Consider the following 17,860-nt stretch of genomic DNA (forward strand, 5'->3'; position numbering starts at 1 on the left):
GGTTTCGAGACGCGTCGCCGCTCCGCGTCGGCGCTCCTCGACCAGCGAGTCTCGTGTCAGGGGCCGCGCCTAGACTTGAAGGCGACATGACGCTGATCCTCGACCCCGACGACCCGGCCGGCTGGCGCGAGGCGCCTACGGCACGCTCCGACGACCCCTCAGGCGCCGGTTCGCCGCTCACCGAGGGTCTCAACCCCCAGCAGAAAGAGGCGGTCGAGTACCGCGGCCCGGCGCTCCTGATCGTCGCGGGCGCCGGCTCAGGCAAGACTCGGGTGCTCACGCACCGCATCGCGCACCTCATCGAGACGCGCGAGGCGTGGCCGAGCCAGATCCTCGCGATCACCTTCACGAACAAGGCCGCCGCCGAGATGCGCGAGCGCGTGCAGGCGCTGCTCGGCGACAGCGCGTCGGGCATGTGGATCTCGACGTTCCACTCGGCGTGCGTGCGCATCCTTCGTCGCGAGGCCGAGTCGCTCGGCCTCTCCTCGACGTTCACGATCTACGACTCGGCCGACCAGCGCACGATCCTGAAGCGCATCATCAAGGGCCTCGACGCCGACACCATGGGCTTCACTCCCGCGAGTGCCCAGTCGAAGATCTCGAAGCTCAAGAACGAGCTGGCCGATGTCGAGAGCTACGCACGCAATGCGAACATGAACGACCCGCAAGAGGTCATGTTCCTCGAGATCTTCCGGCAGTACACGCGGCGCCTGCGCGAGGCATCCGCCCTCGACTTCGACGACCTGATCGCCGAGACGGTCTATCTCTTCCGTGCGTTCCCGAAGGTCGCGGCGCTCTACCAGCGGCGGTTCCGGCACATCCTCGTCGACGAGTACCAAGACACGAACCACGCGCAGTACTCGCTCATCCGCGAGCTGACCCGGCCGGTCGAGCCGGCGATCGTCACCGAGCTCGACAGCCACGGCATCCTCGTGCGGGGAATGACCGATGCGACGGGCGCGATCCCCGGGGCGAGCCTCACCGTCGTCGGCGACTCCGACCAGTCGATCTACGCGTTCCGCGGTGCCGACATCCGCAACATCTCCGAGTTCGAGCGCGACTTCACGGGTGCCAAGGTGGTGCTGCTCGAGCAGAACTACCGGTCGACGCAGAACATCCTGTCGGCAGCCAACGCCGTCATCTCGAACAACTTCGACCGCAAAGAGAAGAAACTCTGGACGGCCGACGGAGACGGCGAGCAGATCGTCGGCTACACGGGGTACACCGCGCACGACGAGGCGCAGTTCATCGCCGACGAAATCGAGTCGTTGCACCGCTCGGGCGTCGCCTACCGCGACATCGCCGTGTTCTACCGCACCAACGCGCAGACCCGTGCGCTCGAAGAGATCTTCGTGCGCTCGGCGCTGCCCTACCGCGTCGTCGGCGGCACGAAGTTCTACGAGCGCGCCGAGATCAAAGACGCGATGGCCTATCTCATCGCCGTCGCGAACCCACTCGACGAGCTCGCGCTCCGCCGCATCCTGAACACCCCGAAGCGCGGCATCGGCCCGGCGACCGAGACGACCATCGCGCAGTTCGCCGAGCAGAACGACCTGACGTTCCGGCAGGCGATGCGCTCGGCCGGCGGGCTCGGGCTCGGGCCGAAGGTCACCGGGGCGATCTCGGCGCTCGCCGACGTGCTCGACGAGGCGGCCGCGATGCTCGTGCCCTCGCAGGCGGGCATCGATGCCGGAACGAACGAGGGCGCGTCGAAGATCTCCGAGGTGCTCGTCTTCCTGATGGAGCGCTCCGGCCTCCTCGACGCGCTCCGCAACAGCCGCGACCCGCAAGACGAGACGCGCGCCGAGAACGTCGAGGAGCTCGTGGCCCAGACCCGCGACTTCGACCGCGAGAACCCCGGCGCCACGCTCGTCGACTTCCTCACGCAGGTCTCGCTCGTCGCCGCCGCCGACGAACTCGACGACGCCTCGGGCACGGTCTCGCTGATGACGCTGCACACGGCGAAGGGGCTCGAATACCACGCCGTCTTCCTCACCGGCATCGAAGAGGGGCTGCTTCCGCACCAGATGTCGGCCTCCGAGCCGGGCGGCCCCGCCGAAGAGCGGCGGCTCTTCTACGTCGGCATCACCCGCGCCCGCAAACGCCTCTACCTCTCGCTCGCGATGAGCCGTGCCCAGTTCGGCGAGGTCGCGGTCGCGATGCCCTCGCGGTACCTCCAAGAGATCCCCGAGGGGCTCATCGACTGGCGCCAGTCGCCCGGCATGGCGACGAGCCGCGGAGGCTCGCAGCCGCGGGCGCTCAACGCCCGCCGCGGCTTCGGTCAGGGCGGGGCAGCGGGTGGCGGCGCCTGGGGCACCCGCGACCGCGACCTCGAGCGCTTCAGCGTCACCCGCTCCGAGAAGCCGAAGACCGAGTGGGCGAACAAGGTCACCGGCACCGTGCGCGACAACGGCGACCTCACGCTCGAGGCGGGTGACCGCATCCGGCACGCCGACTTCGGCGAGGGCAAGGTCACGCAGGTCACCGGCGAGGGCACGAAGCGCATCGCGCATGTGTCGTTCGACCGCGCCGGCCAGAAGAAGCTCCTCATCAAGATCGCGCCCATCGAGAAGCTGTGAACCCGGCCCGCGACCGGTTCGTCCGTTGGGCGGGCGCGCTGCGCGCGCTCGACATCGAGGTGGCCCTGCGCGCGGCGATCGCCGCAGCGGTGCCGCTCGCCATCCTGGTCGCCGTCGGCCGGGTCGACTGGGCCTCGTACGCCGCGTTCGGCGGCATGGTCGCCATCTTCGGTCGCAGCGAGCCCTACCGAACTCGACTGCGCACCGTGAGCGCGGCTGCGGCGGCCCAGCTCGCTGCGACGGGGCTCGGCATCCTGCTGTCGGTCGCCGACGCGCCGGTCGTGATCGAGGCCGGTGCCCTCGTCATCGTCATCGTCGCCGTCATCGTGGGGTTCAACATGCTCGGCGTGACGCCGTCGACGCCGCTGTTCGCCGTGTTCGGGCTGCTCGTCTGCGCGGCACAGCCCGTCGACGACGGCACGGGTTGGCAGCGCTGGGGCGTCGCCTGGGCGGCGGCCGCGTTCGCCTGGTTGCTCGCGATGTCGGGCTGGCTGCTGCGTCGGCTCTCGGGGAGCCGGGCCGAGCGTGCATTCAGATCGTTGCCGCGGCGCACTCCGAGTCGACGTCGCGGGTACACCGATCCGCGCCTCTGGCTCAATGTCGCGCAGAACGTGCTCGCCGCGCTCCTCGCCGGCGCCATCGCGCTCGCGCTCGGCATCGGGCATCCCTACTGGGCGGTGGTCAGCGCGATCGCCGTCATTCCGCCGGCGCGCGCCGCGCACACCGTCTCTCGTGCCGTGCACCGGGTCCTCGGCACGATCGCCGGGGTGGTCGTGACCGCGCTCGTGCTGTGGCCCGAGCCGCCGGTCTGGGTGCTCGTCGCGGTCGTCGCCGTCTGCCAGTTCGCCGCCGAGCTGCTCGTCACCCGGCACTACGGCACGGCGCTCGTCTTCGTGACGCCGCTGGCGCTCACGGTCGCCCACCTCGCCTCGCCCGCGCCGATCGCCGAGCTCATCGGCGACCGCGTGCTCGAGACCGCGCTCGGCGCGGCGGTCGGCGTCGTCATGGTGCTCGCGGCGCGCCGCCTCGTCGAGGTAGTGCCCATGCCGCCCCCGACGACGGCGACGCCGAGCATCGGCCCTCGCGACGGCTGACCCACCGGAGCGAGACTAGACCACCCCGCCGAGCGCCGCACCGATCACCCAGGTCACGACGAGCGCGAGCGCCCCTCCGGTGACGACCCGCACGATGGCCCGGCCGCGCGGGGCCCCGCCGATCCACGCCGAGAGCCAGCCGGTGATCGCGAGCGCCACGATGACCGCGACGAACGTCGTCGCGATGCGCCACTCGGGCGGCGGCAGGAGGATCGCCAGCATCGGCAGCACGGCTCCGACGAGGAAGGACAGCGCGGATGCCCCCGCCGCATGCCATGGGTTCACGACCTCGTTCTGGGAGATGTGGAGTTCGGCCTCGAGGTGCGCGGCGAGCGCATCGTGCGCGGTCAGTTCGCGGGCGACGCGTTCGGCGGTCTCGTCGCTGAGGCCCTTGGCCCGGTAGATGCCGGCGAGTTCGGCGAGTTCCTGCTCGGGCATCTCGGCGAGTTCACCCGTCTCCTTCGCGATGAGTGCGTTCTCGGTGTCGCGCTGGGTCGAGACCGAGACGTACTCGCCGAGGCCCATCGAGATCGCCCCGGCGACAACCGACGCGACGCCCGCGATCACGATCGCGGCGACGTCCGTCGTGGCCGCGGCGACACCGACGACGAGTGCGGCGACCGAGATGATGCCGTCGTTCGCCCCGAGCACTCCGGCGCGCAGCCAGTTGAGCTTCTCTGGCACGTTCGCGTCGTGGGGATCGGCGCCGTGGGTCGGTTCGTTCGAGGCATCCGTCATGTCCGAAGTGTCACACCGAGGGCCGCCGCCGGTCGGGAGCGGTCGCGGCGAGCCCTGCCGTCCGGGCGGCCGGACACCGTGGCATCCGGTCGATTCTCGGCGTCCCGGCGCGGGGAGTAGCATGGTGGATGGCCCACTTATCTTGACGTCGAGATGTTTTTCGTCGCCCTCCGGGCCGAAACCCACCAGCCCCTGTGCGCGATCGCGCGTGCGGACCGATTGGAAGTAGAGCGTGGATCTTTACGAGTACCAGGCCAGAGACCTGTTCGAGCAGTACGGGGTCCCGGTGCTCCCGGGCATCGTCGCCGACACCCCCGACGAGGTGCGTGCGGCCGCCGAGAAGCTCGGCGGCGTCGTCGTGGTCAAGGCCCAGGTGAAGACCGGCGGCCGCGGCAAGGCCGGCGGCGTCAAGGTTGCGAAGACCCCCGACGAGGCGTACGAGGCGGCGAAGGCCATCCTCGGCCTCGACATCAAGGGCCACGTCGTCAAGCGCGTCATGGTCGCCGGCGGCGCCCGCATCGCGCAGGAGTTCTACTTCTCGGTGCTGCTCGACCGGGCCAACCGCTCGTACCTCTCGCTCACGAGCGTCGAGGGCGGCATGGAGATCGAGGTGCTGGCCGTCGAGAAGCCCGAGGCGCTCGCGCGCATCGAGGTCGACCCGATCGCGGGTGTGACCGTCGAGAAGGCGAAGGAGATCGCGGTCGCCGCGAACTTCCCCGCCGAGCTCGTCGACAAGGTCGCCGACGTCTTCGTGAAGCTCTACGAGGTCTACACGGGCGAAGACGCGACCCTCGTCGAGGTCAACCCGCTCATCCTCGACGAAGACGGCAACGTCATCGCCCTCGACGGCAAGGTCTCGCTCGACGAGAACGCCGAGTTCCGTCACCAGAACCACGCGCTCCTCGAAGACAAGGACGCGGCCGACCCGCTCGAGGCCGCTGCGAAGGCGCTCGACCTCAACTACGTCAAGCTCGACGGCGAGGTTGGCATCATCGGCAACGGCGCGGGCCTCGTCATGTCGACCCTCGACGTCGTCGCCTACGCGGGCGAGAACCACGGCAACGTGAAGCCCGCGAACTTCCTCGACATCGGCGGCGGCGCCTCGGCTGAGGTCATGGCCAACGGCCTCGGCATCATCCTCGGCGACCCGCAGGTCAAGAGCGTGTTCGTGAACGTCTTCGGCGGCATCACCGCGTGCGACCAGGTCGCCAAGGGCATCGTGGGGGCGCTCGCCGAGCTCGGCCACGCCGCGAACAAGCCGCTCGTCGTGCGCCTCGATGGCAACAACGTCGCCGAGGGCCGGCGCATCCTCGAGGAGGCGGCGCACCCGCTCGTCACCCTCGCCGAGAACATGGACCAGGGCGCCGACAAGGCCGCCGAGCTGGCGAACGCCGCGTAGTCGCGAGAAGGAACAGACAAATGACGATCTTCCTCAACAAGGACTCCAAGGTCATCGTCCAGGGCATCACCGGCGGCGAGGGCTCGAAGCACACCGCGCGCATGCTCGCGGCCGGCACCCAGGTGGTCGGCGGCGTGAACGCCCGCAAGGCGGGCACCACGGTGCTGCACACGGATGCCTCGGGCAGCCCCGTCGAGCTCCCGGTGTTCGCCTCCGTGGCCGAGGCAATGGCGCAGACCGGCGCCGACGTCTCGATCGCGTTCGTGCCCCCGGCCTTCACGAAGGACGCCGTGATCGAGGCCATCGACGCGTCGATCCCGCTGCTCGTCATCATCACCGAGGGCGTCCCGGTGCAAGACTCTGCAGAGTTCTGGGCCTACGCCAAGGAGAAGGGCGAGAAGACCCGCATCATCGGCCCGAACTGCCCCGGCATCATCAGCCCCGGTGAGTCGCTCGTCGGCATCACCCCGGCGAACATCACGGGCAAGGGCCCGATCGGGCTCGTCTCGAAGTCGGGCACGCTGACCTACCAGATGATGTACGAGCTGCGCGACCTCGGCTTCTCGACCGCCATCGGCATCGGCGGCGACCCGATCATCGGCACCACGCACATCGACGCGCTCGCCGCGTTCGAGGCCGACCCCGAGACGAAGGCCATCGTCATGATCGGCGAGATCGGCGGCGACGCCGAAGAGCGCGCGGCCGACTTCATCAAGGCGAACGTCACGAAGCCCGTCGTCGGCTACGTCGCGGGCTTCACCGCACCCGAGGGCAAGACGATGGGCCACGCGGGCGCCATCGTCTCGGGCTCGGCCGGTACCGCGCAGGCCAAGAAGGAGGCCCTCGAGGCCGCCGGTGTCAAGGTCGGCAAGACCCCCAGCGAGACCGCGCAACTGCTGCGCGAGGTCTACGCGGCACTCGGCGCGTAGGCACGAGACCGCGGCCGGGCATCCCGGCTGAACCGACAGAACCCCGCAGGCGAAGGCCTGCGGGGTTCTGCCGTTCGGCGGGGTGGATCGGGGGCGCACCCCGGCCGTTCGGTTCAGTCCTCGGCGACGAGCGGGTTCATGACCCCACTCAGTCGCTGCTGATGTCGCCTCCGTTGGTGATGGTCAGCACCGACGTCTCGTGGCAAGTGGCACCGATGTCCTCCTGAGCCAGGTTGGTGCTGTCGTAGCTCACCTTCCACGAGAACGAGCCGGACGCCAGCACGGGCGTGGTGTTGGACGTGGACACGGTCTGCGGAGACGCGCCGGCCACGGCCGCCGTCGTGCTGTAGACCGCGCTCCCGGTGCAGTCGGCCGTCGCGTACAGTGCGAACGAGACAGTGCCTGCCATATCGCCGCCTGCACCGGCCGACACCGTCACCGAGTCGTTCGGCACCCACTTCTGCGCGCTCGACAACGTCGAGGGCACGGTGTTGACCACCACATCCTCGTCGACATCGGTGCATCCGGTGTTGTGGGTGAGTCCGACGGTGTTCGGCAGGTTCCCGCTGTACACAGCTACCCAGTGATACTCGCCGGGAGTTGTCGGCGTGAACTCAGGTGAGTCGTAGTCGCCGTCGCCGCTGACGTCCACGGGGTCCGAGGTGAAGGCGACGGTCTCGCAATCATCCGGCCCGTACAGCGTGAAGGTGATCGTGCCTCCGGCCGGGTCGCCGGCCGTGCCGTCGAGATTGATGACCGGGTCGGCCGGTTGGCTGGCCGTCCCGTCCAGTTCGGCCGAGTCCGTGACGGCGTTGCCGAGGAGGACGTCCGCACCAGCGGTGGTCGCCAAGGTCGCATCGACCGGGTTCACCACGAAGCACTCCGTCGCGCTCGCATCGCTGGAGCCGGGGATGCCGTTGGCTGCGTCGCCGCTGAACTCCGCGCGCCAGCAGTACCGGCCGGCGGACGTGACGTAGGCGGTCGGCGACGAGACCGTCGCCGGGTACGCAGCACCACTGAGGTTCGTCGAGCCGACGCTCGTTCCTCCGGTGTCGCACAAATCGGGTGAGTCGACCTTGCAGAGGTGGAACGCCACCGAGCCCGCCGGAGTGGCGGTGCCGCCCGTCAGGCTCACGACAGCCGAGTCCTTCACCGACACGACGCCGGTGCCGATCGACAGGCCTCCAGCGGGGATGCCGGCCCCGGCACCGGTCTTCGGTGTGGTCACCGTGGTCGATTCGCAGTTGCTGATCGGCGGCGTCGTCGCGAGGATCGTGTCCTTGTAGTCGGCGGTGTCGGAGTTGCCGGTCACCGTGCTCGGAATGGTGTTGGCGAAGGAGAGACACGCGGTGGACCCACCGAAGATGGTGTCCGTCAGGTTGACGGCGGCCTCACCGCGGAACCCGTCATCGCTGTAGGCCACCTCCGACACCGTGTCGTCGAGTGGGATCGGCGAGCCCAGGGTCAGGTTCGGCGCGGTGCCGCTCCAGATTCGGAGGTACCGGTCGAGACTGCCGCCCTGTTGATCCCAGAGGATCAGGAAGTCACCGGCTCTGCGGTTCTCCCAAGGATTGCAGCCGGCGATCAGTTGCGCTGGGGTCGACGTCTCGTACGCGCATTCGGCGGGCGCCGGGTCCTGCATGAACTCGTAGGCGATGAAGCCGCTGCCGGTGTTCTTGTCACGCTCCCAGGCGAAGTACAGCCAGTCCTTGTCTCCTTCGCGCTCGGTGTCCAGCCATGCTCGACGCAGGTCGACCTGGGCGTTCGGGTTGGTCTCGCCGAGCGTCGGGACGGCGTCGTTGTGGATGACGCCGATCTTCGTGCTGCTCGAGTTGAGCGGGCCGAGTTCCTTCACGCTGCCGAACGGATCTGCGATCTCGGTGGTGCCGGCATCGGGCACGGTGCCGTCGATGTCGAACGGGCCGTCTGCCGCGAGGGCGGGGCCCGCCATCAGGATCATTCCGACCGCGAGAGAGCCCGCGGCCGTTGCAGCGAGCGCTTTTCGTGTCCGCGAAGTCCTCCAGGACCCTCGCGTCGAGTGGGTGCGCAGTGGCATCGTCGCCTCCAGGTTCGCGCATTTCGACCGGTCCGGATGGCCCGGTCGATCCCGTCGGGGGCGATGGGTTGGGGCGGCAGTGCGCGGGCGTGGCAGGGCGTGCGGGTGACGGTCGTCTCTCGCCGCCGTGGGTGAGGCGGTGGCGGGATGCATCGGACCCGGGGGAGTCTCAGGTTTTCACTCCGCACGCTACTCCGATGGGGCGCAGTCCGACAGTGAAATTGAGAGAATCTCATAACCCAGAACGGGGGGCTCTTCGCGACGCGCGTGAGAAGGTGGCTGGATGAAGGTCGAAGATTCGGATGCCGGGCCCGCGCCCCGGTGGCGGACGAGCGCCGCCGAACTGCGCGATCAACTCGTCCGAACCGCTTTCGTGACCGAGGAGTCGGTCTACGGCGTCGTGCTCGTCTCAGGCATGATCGTGGTGGCGGGCGCCCACGGGTCGAGTTCGTGGGAGGTCTTCTGGATCGTGGTCATCACCGTCGTGGTGTTCTGGGCCGCGCATGTCTATGCAGGCACGGTCGCCCGCCACGGCCTCGCCGTCGATCACGTGATGCCGCTCAGGCAGGCCTTCGCGACGGCGCTCCGCCACTCGCTCGGGCTGCTCGCCTCCGCGCTGCTGCCGTCGTCGATCCTCCTGCTCGGAGCGACGCGGGTCGTGCCCGACGCCCTCACGATCTGGTTGGCGCTCTGGGTCGGTGTCGTGGTGCTCGCAGCACTCGGGTTCATCGCCTACCGTCGCCGCGGTGCACCCTGGCCGATGCAGCTGCTCGGCGCGCTCACCACAGCGGCCTTCGGGCTCGTCATGATCGTCTTGAAGGCCGTCATCCACTGATCCCGCACCGAGTGACCGCCCGAACCGCTATCGTCGTGCCTGAGGGGGACACATGACGAAGATGACCAGTGCCGAGCTCGAGGCCCGGGTGGCCGAACTCGAGTCTGAGAACGCGCGCCTCCGCAGCGCAGAGACGACGATCGTGTCCGGAACGCCGGCCGCCGCCGAGGGCCGTCGCGGTCGCGGTCGGGGCCGCACCGTCGTCGCGGTCGTGCTCGTGGTGGTCGGGTTGCTGCTCGCGCCGGTCGCCGTCGTCGCCGGCTGGGCCCGTCTCGAGCTCGTCGACACCGACCGCTTCGTGCAGACCTTCGCCCCGCTCGCCGAGGACCCCGAGGTGCAGGAGTACGTCTCCGACCAGGTGACGGCGGCCATCGAACGCGAGGTCGACATCCCGCAGCTCACCGCCGACCTCTTCGACGGCATCCGCGCCCTCGATCTGCCGCCGCGCGCCGAAACGGCGCTCGGCCTCCTCGAGGCCCCCGCGACGCAGGGACTGCAGTCGCTCGTCGCCGATGTGGTGCACCGTCTCGTGAGCTCCGACGCCTTCGCCGACATCTGGCGCACGGCGCTGCAGACGACGCACACGCAGTTCGTCGCGGCCGTGCAGGGCGACCCCGACGCGATGCTCGAGATCGGCGGCGACGGATCGTTGTCGGTGCAGATCGGCCCGATCATCGAGGCGGTGAAGGAGCGCCTCTCGGAGCGCGGAGTCGGCTTCGCCGACGCGATCCCGACCATCGATCAGAGCATCGTCATCGCGCAGGGCGACGCCTTCGTGCTCGTCAAGACGCTGTACGGGTTCGCGGTCGGCATCGGCACCTGGTTGCCCTGGGTCGCGCTCGCGTTCCTCGTCGCCGGCGTCTTCGTCGCGAAGCGCCGATCGACGGCGTTCGTCTGGACGGCGGGCGGATTCGCCCTCATGATGGCCCTCCTCGCGGCGGGCTTCGAAGTCGGCAAGGTGGTCTTCCTCGCGGCCCTCAGCCCGAGCATCATTCCGGGCGACGCCGCGACGGTCGTCTACGCGCAGCTCACCGAGGCGATGCGTTCGACGACCATCGCGCTGCTCGTGCTCGGACTGTTCGCCGCGGTGATCGCCTGGGTCGCGGGGCCCTGGGCGCCGGCTCGCTCACTCCGTGGATTCGCGGGAAGCGGCTTCGCCGCGCTTCGACGCGCCGGCGACCGCCACGGGCTCTCGACGGGCTCGTTCGGCCGCGCGCTCGACCGCTCGCACGGGGTGATCGCCGGAGCGATCGCCCTCATCGCCACCGCGGTCATCCTGCTCAGCCGGCCGGTGACGACGGCCTCGGTCGTGACGACCGTCCTCCTCGCGCTCCTCGCGCTGCTCGTCCTCGAGGTGCTTCGCCGGCCCGCCGACGCGCCCGGCGAGACTGATGCGGCGGAGCCGCTCTCGGAGCCCGGCGACGACGCCTCCGGCGGGAAATCTGGGACAGCCGGGGCGGCCGCCGCAGCCGATGGCGACGAATCCGACGGGCTGCTCGCGACCGAGGGGCGTTCGTGAAGAACTGTTCCTCGACGGTCGTCGGCAGAAGGTGGAGCCTTCGCGTCTCCAGAACGGTCCCCATGAAGAGCGTGCCGGGTGCGTTCATCGCGATCGGCGTGGCGACGATGGGCGGCGGCTTCCTGTGGATGCAGTTCGCCGGGTTCGGCCTCGTCGCGCTGATCGTCGCGCTCGGCGGGGCTGCGCTCTGGGTGACCGCCGCCGCGGTCGTGTTCCTCTCGCCCGATCGCAGCACGGTCGGCGGCCCCGAGTCGAGCTGACGTCGCGCCGCCGTGGCGGGCGGGTTCCCCGGCGGGTTCCGCTAGGCTCGGCGAGGTCATGAGACGTACGACGATCGCCCTGCTGGCCGCCCTCGAAGCCGCCGTCTCCGCGCTCATCGGCCTCGGCGTCGTGCTCGTGCCGCTGCTCATCGTCTGGGCGGTGCATTTCGGCCTCGCGGTCGACGCGGCCGCATTCTTGCGGGGCGCCGCCGACCTCTGGCTGCTCGGCCACGGGGTCGACCTCGTGCTCCAGATCGACGCCGTCGCGGCGGCGCGGACGGGAGTGCCGGGGGCCGGCGAGCCGTTCCCGGTCACGATCGCACTGCTCGGCTTCGCGCTGGTCTCGGCCGCCGTCGGCCGGCGCATCGGGCGTCGATCGGCCGCCGCAGGTCACTCGATGACCGGTTCGATCTCGGCGATCGTCGTCTACGCGATCGTCGGCGCCGTACTCGGCCTCTCCGCCGACGCCGAGGCGGCAAGGGCATCGCTCTGGCAGGCGATGCTGCTTCCCGCGTTCGTGATGGCGGTCGGTGTCGCCGTCGGCGCCGTGCTCGAAACCCTGCGGGAGGCGAATCAGGGCGACCTCGCGGGCGGCTGGGTGCGCGAGCGGCTCGAGGAGCTCCCGCCCGCCGCCGTCGACGCCGTGCGTCGGGCGGTGCGGATCGGCGGCGCCGCCGCCATCGGCGTGCTCGGTGTCGCCGCGGTGCTCGTGGCCGCGCTCATCGCCGTCGACTACGCGACGATCGCGGGACTCAGCCAGTCGCTCGGCGCGGGCGTCGACGGCGGCATCCTGCTCACCGTCGTCGAGCTCGCGTTCATCCCCAACTTCGTGATCTGGGCGGCGGCGTGGCTGCTCGGGCCCGGCTTCGCGATCGGCGCGGGCACGACCGTCGCACCGGGCGGCACCGTGCTCGGGCCGATTCCCGGCATCCCCCTGCTCGGTGCGCTGCCTGGCGATGCGCCGATGCTCGGCGCACTCTGGCTTCTCGTCCCGGTCGTGCTCGGCTTCGCGGGGGCATGGTTCGTGCTCGCGAGGGATGCCGCGGCGGAGGTGCGGCGCGACGATGGAGCCGCGGCACCGTCACCCTGGTGGTATCCGGTCGCCGTGGGAGCCGGTGCCGGCGTCGTCGCGGGAATCGTGATGGGACTGCTCGCGTGGTGGTCGGGCGGAGCCGCGGGCCCCGGACGCCTCGCCGTCGTCGGTCCCGACCCGTGGGCCGTCGCCCTCGTGGCCGCGGCGACGGTCGGCATCGGCGCGATCGCGGGCGGCGTGGCGGCGTGGGTTCGCCTCCGGGAGCCGATTGACGTCGGGCCGTCTCGAACCCCTCCCGGCCGGTAGGCTCGAGGGGTGCTGAAGCTCGTCGTCCTGATCTCAGGTGGAGGCTCGAACCTCCGGGCCCTGCTCGAAGCCGCCGAAGACGCCGAGTTCCCGGCGCGCGTCGTCGCGATCGGCGCCGACCGCGAGGCATCCGGTCTCGTGCTCGGCGAGGAGTTCGGCGTGCCCACCTTCACGGTGCCCTTCACCGCCTACCCCGACCGTGACGCCTGGGGCGCCGCGCTCATCGACGCGGTGCGTGGCTGGGAGCCCGACCTCGTCGTGCTCTCGGGGCTCATGCGGCTCGTGCCGCCCGCCGTCGTCGACGCGTTCTCGCCGCAGCTCATCAACACGCACCCCGCATACCTCCCCGAGTTCCCGGGCGCGCACGGCGTGCGCGATGCGCTCGCCGCGGGGGTCGCGCAGACCGGGGCGAGCCTCATCGTCGTCGACAACTCCGTCGACGGCGGCCCCATCATCGCGCAGGAGCGCATCCCGGTGCTGCCGGGCGACACCGAGTCGAGCCTCCACGACCGCATCAAGCCCGTCGAGCGGCGCCTGCTCATCCAGGCCGTGCTCGACATCGCCAATTCGCACCTCGACTTGAAAGGCCTCGCACGATCATGAGCGGCCACGCCATCGACCCCAGCCTCTACCGCGAACGCGACCTCGTGCCGGTGCGCCGAGCGCTCATCGCCGTCAGCGACAAGCGCGGTCTCGTCGAACTCGCGGGCGCGCTCGTCGAGGCCGGCGTCGAGATCATCTCGACGGGCGGCACCTCCAAGGCGATCGCCGACGCGGGGCTGCCCGTCACGCAGATCGCCGAGGTCACGGGCTACCCCGAGCACCTCGACGGTCGGGTGCGCACCCTGCACCCCGCCGTGCACTCGGGCCTCCTCGCCGACCTCCGGCTCGAGCACCACGAGCGCGAGCTCGCCGGACTCGGCATCGCGCCGTACGAACTCGTGGTCGTGAACCTCTACCCCTTCGTCGAGACGGCCGCCTCGGGCGCCGCGCCCGACGCCGTCGTCGAGCAGATCGACATCGGCGGCCCCGCGATGGTGCGCGCCTCGGCGAAGAACCATGCGAACGTCGCCGTCGTGGTCTCGCCCGAGTGCTACGACGAGGTCGCCGCCGCGCTCGCCGCGGGCGGCACGACGCTCGCGCAGCGGCGCGAACTCGCCCGCGAGGCGTTCCGGCACACCGCGTCGTACGACGTCGCGGTCGCCTCGTGGATCGGCAGTGTCGTCGCCCCCGACCAGCCGGCCGAGGTCTCGCCCTTCCCGGCGTGGGTCGGCGGCACCTGGCTGAAAGACGCCGATCTCCGCTACGGCGAGAACTCGCACCAGCGGGCGGCGATCTACTCCTCGCAGGGCGGGCGGCCGGGCATCGCCCAGGCGGTGCAGCTGCACGGCAAGGAGATGAGCTACAACAACTACGTCGATGCGGATGCCGCGGTGCGGGCCGCCTTCGACTTCGACGAGCCCGCCGTGGCGATCATCAAGCACGCGAACCCGTGCGGCATCGCCGTGGCGGCGGCCGGCGCCGCCGACCCGATCGCCGACGCCCATCGCCGCGCACACGAGTGCGACCCGGTCTCGGCGTTCGGCGGCGTGATCGCGGCGAACCGCCCCGTCACCCGCGAGATGGCCGAGACCGTCGCAGGAATCTTCACCGAGGTGCTCGTGGCACCGGCGTTCGAGGCCGAGGCCGTCGAGCTCCTCACGCAGAAGAAGAACCTCCGCCTGCTCACCCTGCCCGAGGGCTTCGTGCCGACCGCGGTCGAGCTCAAGCAGATCTCGGGCGGCGTGCTGCTGCAGCAGGCCGACCGGCATTTCGCCCCCGCCGCCGAGTGGACGCTCGCCGCCGGTGAGGCGGCCGACGCCGAGACCCTCGCCGACCTCGAGTTCGCCTGGCGGGCCTGCCGCGCGGTCAAGTCGAACGCGATCCTGCTCGCCTCGGGCGGTGCCTCGGTGGGCGTCGGCATGGGCCAGGTCAACCGAGTCGACTCCTGCAAGCTCGCGGTCGAACGGGCCGGCGACCGCGCCGCGGGCTCGGTCGCGGCATCCGACGCGTTCTTCCCCTTCGCCGACGGACTCCAGATCCTCCTCGACGCGGGTGTGAAGGCGGTCGTGCAGCCGGGTGGCTCGGTGCGCGACGAAGAGGTCGTGGCCGCGGCCGCCGCAGCCGGCGTCACGATGTACTTCACGGGCGAGCGCCACTTCTTCCACTGAGTCGCCCGCTGCGGCGGCGCCCGCCCCACTGCCCGCCTCGCACCCTCCCGCCCGTCCTCGCGGCGCGGTCCGCACTCGGCGGCCGCCACAACTTCGGCGATCACCGCAGAATCGGATGCTTCAGGGGGGCGGGACCGAATCCGTGGTGATCGCCGAAGTGGTGGCGGGCCGCACGCCGCGGGTGGCCGCAGAACCCTGGCCGGGAGCACCGGTGACCAGGAGCGCAGGCCATGGCCCGCCGGAGGTACCCTTGGATCGAGCCTGCACACACCCCGCGCAGGCCAGGTTCCGCCCACGAAGCGGATGATTCGAGGAGAACGATCGATGTCGATCACCCATGCCCCGGCGCCCGCCGCCGAGGTCAGCGCCACCCTGCCGAGCGACGCCCCCGACCATGAACGGGTGCTCATCACCCGCGGTCCCCGCTCGGGACTCACCGTCATCGTCGCCGTGCACTCCACGCGCCTCGGCCAGGCGCTCGGCGGTGCCCGCGTCTGGAATTACGGGCACTGGACCGACGGCCTCGCCGACGCGCTGCGTCTCTCGCAGGCCATGACCATGAAGAACGCCGCGGCCGGCCTCATGCGGGGCGGCGGCAAGTCGGTCGTCGCGGTCCCGGCCGGCGTCGTGCTCGACGAGGCGCAGCGCCGCGACGCGATGCTCGACCTCGGCGACGCCGTCGAGTCGCTCGGCGGTGCCTACATGACCGCCGAAGACGTGGGCACGAGCGCCGAACTCATGGCCGTCGTGCACGAGCAAACCTCCCACGTCTGCGGCCTGCCGCCCGAGCAGGGCGGCGTCGGCGAGCCCGCCGACGCGACCGCCGCGGGCGTGCACGCGTCGATCCTCGCGACGCTCGCCCACGTGTTCGGCTCGAACGACGCCGCCGGTCGGCACTTCGTCATCTCGGGTCTCGGTCAGGTGGGCGGCCGCCTCGCGCGCAGCCTCGCGGCCGCGGGCGCTCGGCTCACGGTGACGGATGTCGCGGAGCACAAGCGCGCCCTCGCCGACGAACTCGGCGCGGCTTGGGTGGGGCCCGCCGACGCGCACCGCGTCGAGGCCGACGTGTTCGTTCCCTGCGGGCTCGGCGGCGTGCTGACGCCCGACGTCGTCGACGAGCTGCGCGTGCGCGCCGTCGTCGGCGCCGCGAACAACCAGCTCGCCTCGCGCGACGTGGCCGAGCTCCTGCGCGACCGCGGCATCGTCTGGGCGCCCGACTTCGTGGTCAACGCCGGCGGCGTGATCTACCTCGACGTCGCCGGTCGGCCAGGTGCCGACGCAGCCGGCCTCGACGCGCGCATCGCGGGCATCGGCGACGTCGTCGCCGCCGTGCTCCACGACGCCGTGGCGACGGGGTCGACGACGCTCGATGCCGCCGAGCGCCTCGCCCGCGCCCGCCTCGACGCCGGCCGCTGAGCCGGGGGGTCCTGCGACGATACCCGGTCGCCGTCCGACCGTGACGCGAGTCCGCTCGCGACGCATCGTCGGGCGGCGACACGGCGTCGCGTGTCCGCCGGGCGCGCCGCGGGGCAACGCGACTCGGGGATCGGGGTGCGGCATGAGGGCAGGGGAACGCTGACCCCGGGGCATCCGCCCGGCCAGTAGGCTCGTGCTCATGACCTCCCCCGCTCCGCCGGCTTCGCCCCTGCCCGCATCACGCTCAGCGGCTCGATTCATGCCGGTCGCGACCCGCGGGCGCCGGGCATCGGCCGCCCTCGTCTCCGCGGCGGTCGTCGCGATCATCGCCATGAGTGTCGCGGTGCTCGCCTTCTTCATCGGCAATGGGCAATCGCCGGCCGTCTTCGCACAGGTGTTCGGCCACTTCGCACTCGCCGCGTTCTTCGCCTGGGCGCTGCTCTCGATCGCGAACGCGCTCGGTGCGACCCGCGCGTGGTTCCTCGCCCTGATCACCGGGTTCACCTCGGCGTGCCTCGCGGCGCTCGTCGCCACGACGGTCATGGTGGCGCTCACCGCGCGGTCGCCGTTCGGTCCGCAGGCGTTCCTCTTCGTCATCGGCTCGCTCGTGAGCCTCAACCTGATCTTCGTGATCGCTGTCGTGCTCGGCCAGGTGCTGCTCGCGCCGCGGGTCATGCACGGGGTGCTCGGCTACGCGCCGGTGCGCGAGCCGCGGCGGATCGCTCTCGTGCGCATCCCGGCCTCGAACCTCGATGAGGCCGAGCTCACCCACCTCGAACGTCGTCCCGTCGACCAGTCGCTCGCCGACGAGCAGTGGGACAACTACTGCGCCGCGCTCGTCGCCGAAGGGTGGGAGACCGTCGAGGTCGATGCGGCACCCGAGCTCGCCGACTCGGTGTTCGTCGAGGACACGGTCGTCATGTTCGACGACCTCGCCGTGCTCACCCGGCCCGGTGCCGAGTCTCGCCGCGCCGAGGTCGAGGCGGTCGAGCGTGCGGTGCGGTCGATCCCACGGCTGAGCGTCGCCGGCATCGAGGAGCCCGGCACCCTCGACGGCGGCGATGTGTTGAAGGCGGGCGACGTCGTCTACGTCGGGGCCTCCTCGCGCACGAACGCCGAAGGCATCCGCCAGCTCCGCGAGCTCCTCGCGCCGCACGGCTACACCGTGGTCGGCGTGCCGATGTCGAAGGCGCTGCATCTGAAGAGCGCCGCGACCGCGCTTCCCGACGGCACGGTCGTCGGCGACCCGGCGCTCCTCGACGTGACCTCGCTGTTCCCGAGGTTCCTGCCGGTGCCCGAGCGCGAGGGCGTCGCCGTCGTCGCGCTGTCGACCACCTCGCTGCTCATGTCGGCCTCGGCGCCGCAGACTGCGGCGATGCTTGCGGGGCTCGGCTATCGTGTCGTGACCGTCGACATCAGCGAGTTCGAGAAGCTCGAGGGTTGTGTGACCTGTCTGTCGGTGCGAGTGCGCTGACGGAGCCGCGGG

Annotated in this window: 14 protein-coding genes; 12 read left to right on the forward strand and 2 right to left on the reverse strand. The window is 71.0% G+C overall.

Going from position 1 to position 17,860, the window contains the following annotated elements:
- Positions 1–86 precede the first annotated feature (86 nt).
- Positions 87–2,579 (forward strand): ATP-dependent helicase, encoded by a 2,493-nt coding sequence (locus tag H516_RS0111100; RefSeq protein WP_022889785.1) that lies wholly within the window; start codon positions 87–89, stop codon positions 2,577–2,579.
- On the forward strand, positions 2,576–3,673 hold the full coding sequence (locus H516_RS19690) for an FUSC family protein (protein WP_084620644.1): 1,098 nt from the start codon (positions 2,576–2,578) through the stop codon (positions 3,671–3,673). The genes H516_RS0111100 and H516_RS19690 overlap by 4 nt, the downstream gene beginning before the upstream one ends.
- 15 nt (positions 3,674–3,688) lie before the next feature.
- Here the strand turns inward: H516_RS19690 and H516_RS0111110 are convergent, their stop codons facing one another.
- A complete protein-coding gene (locus H516_RS0111110) occupies positions 3,689–4,411 on the reverse strand; it encodes a VIT1/CCC1 transporter family protein (RefSeq protein WP_022889786.1) in 723 nt (240 codons plus the stop codon).
- 232 nt (positions 4,412–4,643) lie between these two features.
- On the opposite strand from H516_RS0111110, the gene sucC reads away from it, so the two are divergent.
- Positions 4,644–5,810: an ADP-forming succinate--CoA ligase subunit beta gene (gene sucC / locus H516_RS0111115; RefSeq protein ID WP_022889787.1), complete on the forward strand. Its 1,167-nt coding sequence runs from the start codon at positions 4,644–4,646 to the stop codon at positions 5,808–5,810.
- A 20-nt stretch (positions 5,811–5,830) separates the two neighbouring features.
- Positions 5,831–6,739 carry a succinate--CoA ligase subunit alpha gene (gene sucD, locus H516_RS0111120; protein WP_022889788.1) on the forward strand — a complete coding sequence of 303 codons (909 nt, stop codon included), beginning with the start codon at positions 5,831–5,833 and terminating at the stop codon, positions 6,737–6,739.
- A 148-nt stretch (positions 6,740–6,887) separates the two neighbouring features.
- Here sucD and H516_RS19695 read toward each other — a convergent pair whose 3' ends face one another.
- Positions 6,888–8,690: a hemagglutinin gene (locus tag H516_RS19695; RefSeq protein ID WP_245561800.1), complete on the reverse strand. Its 1,803-nt coding sequence runs from the start codon at positions 8,688–8,690 to the stop codon at positions 6,888–6,890.
- A gap of 388 nt (positions 8,691–9,078) precedes the next feature.
- Here H516_RS19695 and H516_RS0111130 point away from each other — a divergent pair, with 388 nt between their 5' ends.
- The 8 genes from H516_RS0111130 (at position 9,079) to ddaH (ending at position 17,848) form a co-directional block, all read left to right on the forward strand.
- A complete protein-coding gene (locus H516_RS0111130; RefSeq protein WP_022889790.1) occupies positions 9,079–9,630 on the forward strand; it encodes a hypothetical protein in 552 nt (183 codons plus the stop codon).
- A gap of 52 nt (positions 9,631–9,682) precedes the next feature.
- Entirely contained in the window at positions 9,683–11,149 is a 1,467-nt protein-coding gene (locus H516_RS19700; protein ID WP_022889791.1) for a hypothetical protein, read from the forward strand.
- Positions 11,150–11,211: 62 nt separating this feature from the next.
- Positions 11,212–11,409, forward strand: coding sequence for a hypothetical protein (locus H516_RS0111140; RefSeq protein ID WP_022889792.1), 198 nt, complete (start codon positions 11,212–11,214; stop codon positions 11,407–11,409).
- A 58-nt stretch (positions 11,410–11,467) separates the two neighbouring features.
- On the forward strand, positions 11,468–12,748 hold the full coding sequence (locus tag H516_RS19705; RefSeq protein WP_022889793.1) for a cell division protein PerM: 1,281 nt from the start codon (positions 11,468–11,470) through the stop codon (positions 12,746–12,748).
- Between the two features lie 9 nt (positions 12,749–12,757).
- Positions 12,758–13,351: a phosphoribosylglycinamide formyltransferase gene (purN, locus tag H516_RS0111150; RefSeq protein WP_022889794.1), complete on the forward strand. Its 594-nt coding sequence runs from the start codon at positions 12,758–12,760 to the stop codon at positions 13,349–13,351.
- Complete coding sequence (gene purH, locus H516_RS0111155; protein WP_022889795.1) at positions 13,348–14,958, forward strand: bifunctional phosphoribosylaminoimidazolecarboxamide formyltransferase/IMP cyclohydrolase; 1,611 nt, start codon at positions 13,348–13,350, stop codon at positions 14,956–14,958. The genes purN and purH overlap by 4 nt, the downstream gene beginning before the upstream one ends.
- 324 nt (positions 14,959–15,282) lie before the next feature.
- Entirely contained in the window at positions 15,283–16,374 is a 1,092-nt protein-coding gene (locus tag H516_RS0111160; RefSeq protein ID WP_022889796.1) for a Glu/Leu/Phe/Val dehydrogenase family protein, read from the forward strand.
- Between the two features lie 259 nt (positions 16,375–16,633).
- The gene (ddaH, locus tag H516_RS0111165; RefSeq protein WP_022889797.1) at positions 16,634–17,848 is read left to right on the forward strand and encodes a dimethylargininase; all 1,215 of its coding nucleotides are present in this window, start codon (positions 16,634–16,636) and stop codon (positions 17,846–17,848) included.
- Positions 17,849–17,860: the final 12 nt, after the last annotated feature.

The sequence above is a fragment of the Agromyces italicus DSM 16388 genome, assembly GCF_000421545.1.
Classification (GTDB): domain Bacteria; phylum Actinomycetota; class Actinomycetes; order Actinomycetales; family Microbacteriaceae; genus Agromyces; species Agromyces italicus.

Bases quoted from the DNA above. Each gene is read 5' to 3' on its own strand.
- H516_RS0111100 (WP_022889785.1), top strand. From the start codon at position 87: ATGACGCTGATCCTCGACCCCGACGACCCGGCCGGCTGGCGCGAGGCG.
- H516_RS19695 (WP_245561800.1), bottom strand. From the start codon at position 8,690: ATGGCGGGCCCCGCCCTCGCGGCAGACGGCCCGTTCGACATCGACGGC.
- H516_RS0111130 (WP_022889790.1), top strand. From the start codon at position 9,079: ATGAAGGTCGAAGATTCGGATGCCGGGCCCGCGCCCCGGTGGCGGACG.
- H516_RS0111110 (WP_022889786.1), bottom strand. From the start codon at position 4,411: ATGACGGATGCCTCGAACGAACCGACCCACGGCGCCGATCCCCACGAC.
- ddaH (WP_022889797.1), top strand. From the start codon at position 16,634: ATGCCGGTCGCGACCCGCGGGCGCCGGGCATCGGCCGCCCTCGTCTCC.
- purH (WP_022889795.1), top strand. From the start codon at position 13,348: ATGAGCGGCCACGCCATCGACCCCAGCCTCTACCGCGAACGCGACCTC.
- H516_RS19700 (WP_022889791.1), top strand. From the start codon at position 9,683: ATGACGAAGATGACCAGTGCCGAGCTCGAGGCCCGGGTGGCCGAACTC.
- H516_RS0111140 (WP_022889792.1), top strand. From the start codon at position 11,212: ATGAAGAGCGTGCCGGGTGCGTTCATCGCGATCGGCGTGGCGACGATG.
- H516_RS0111160 (WP_022889796.1), top strand. From the start codon at position 15,283: ATGTCGATCACCCATGCCCCGGCGCCCGCCGCCGAGGTCAGCGCCACC.
- H516_RS19705 (WP_022889793.1), top strand. From the start codon at position 11,468: ATGAGACGTACGACGATCGCCCTGCTGGCCGCCCTCGAAGCCGCCGTC.
- sucD (WP_022889788.1), top strand. From the start codon at position 5,831: ATGACGATCTTCCTCAACAAGGACTCCAAGGTCATCGTCCAGGGCATC.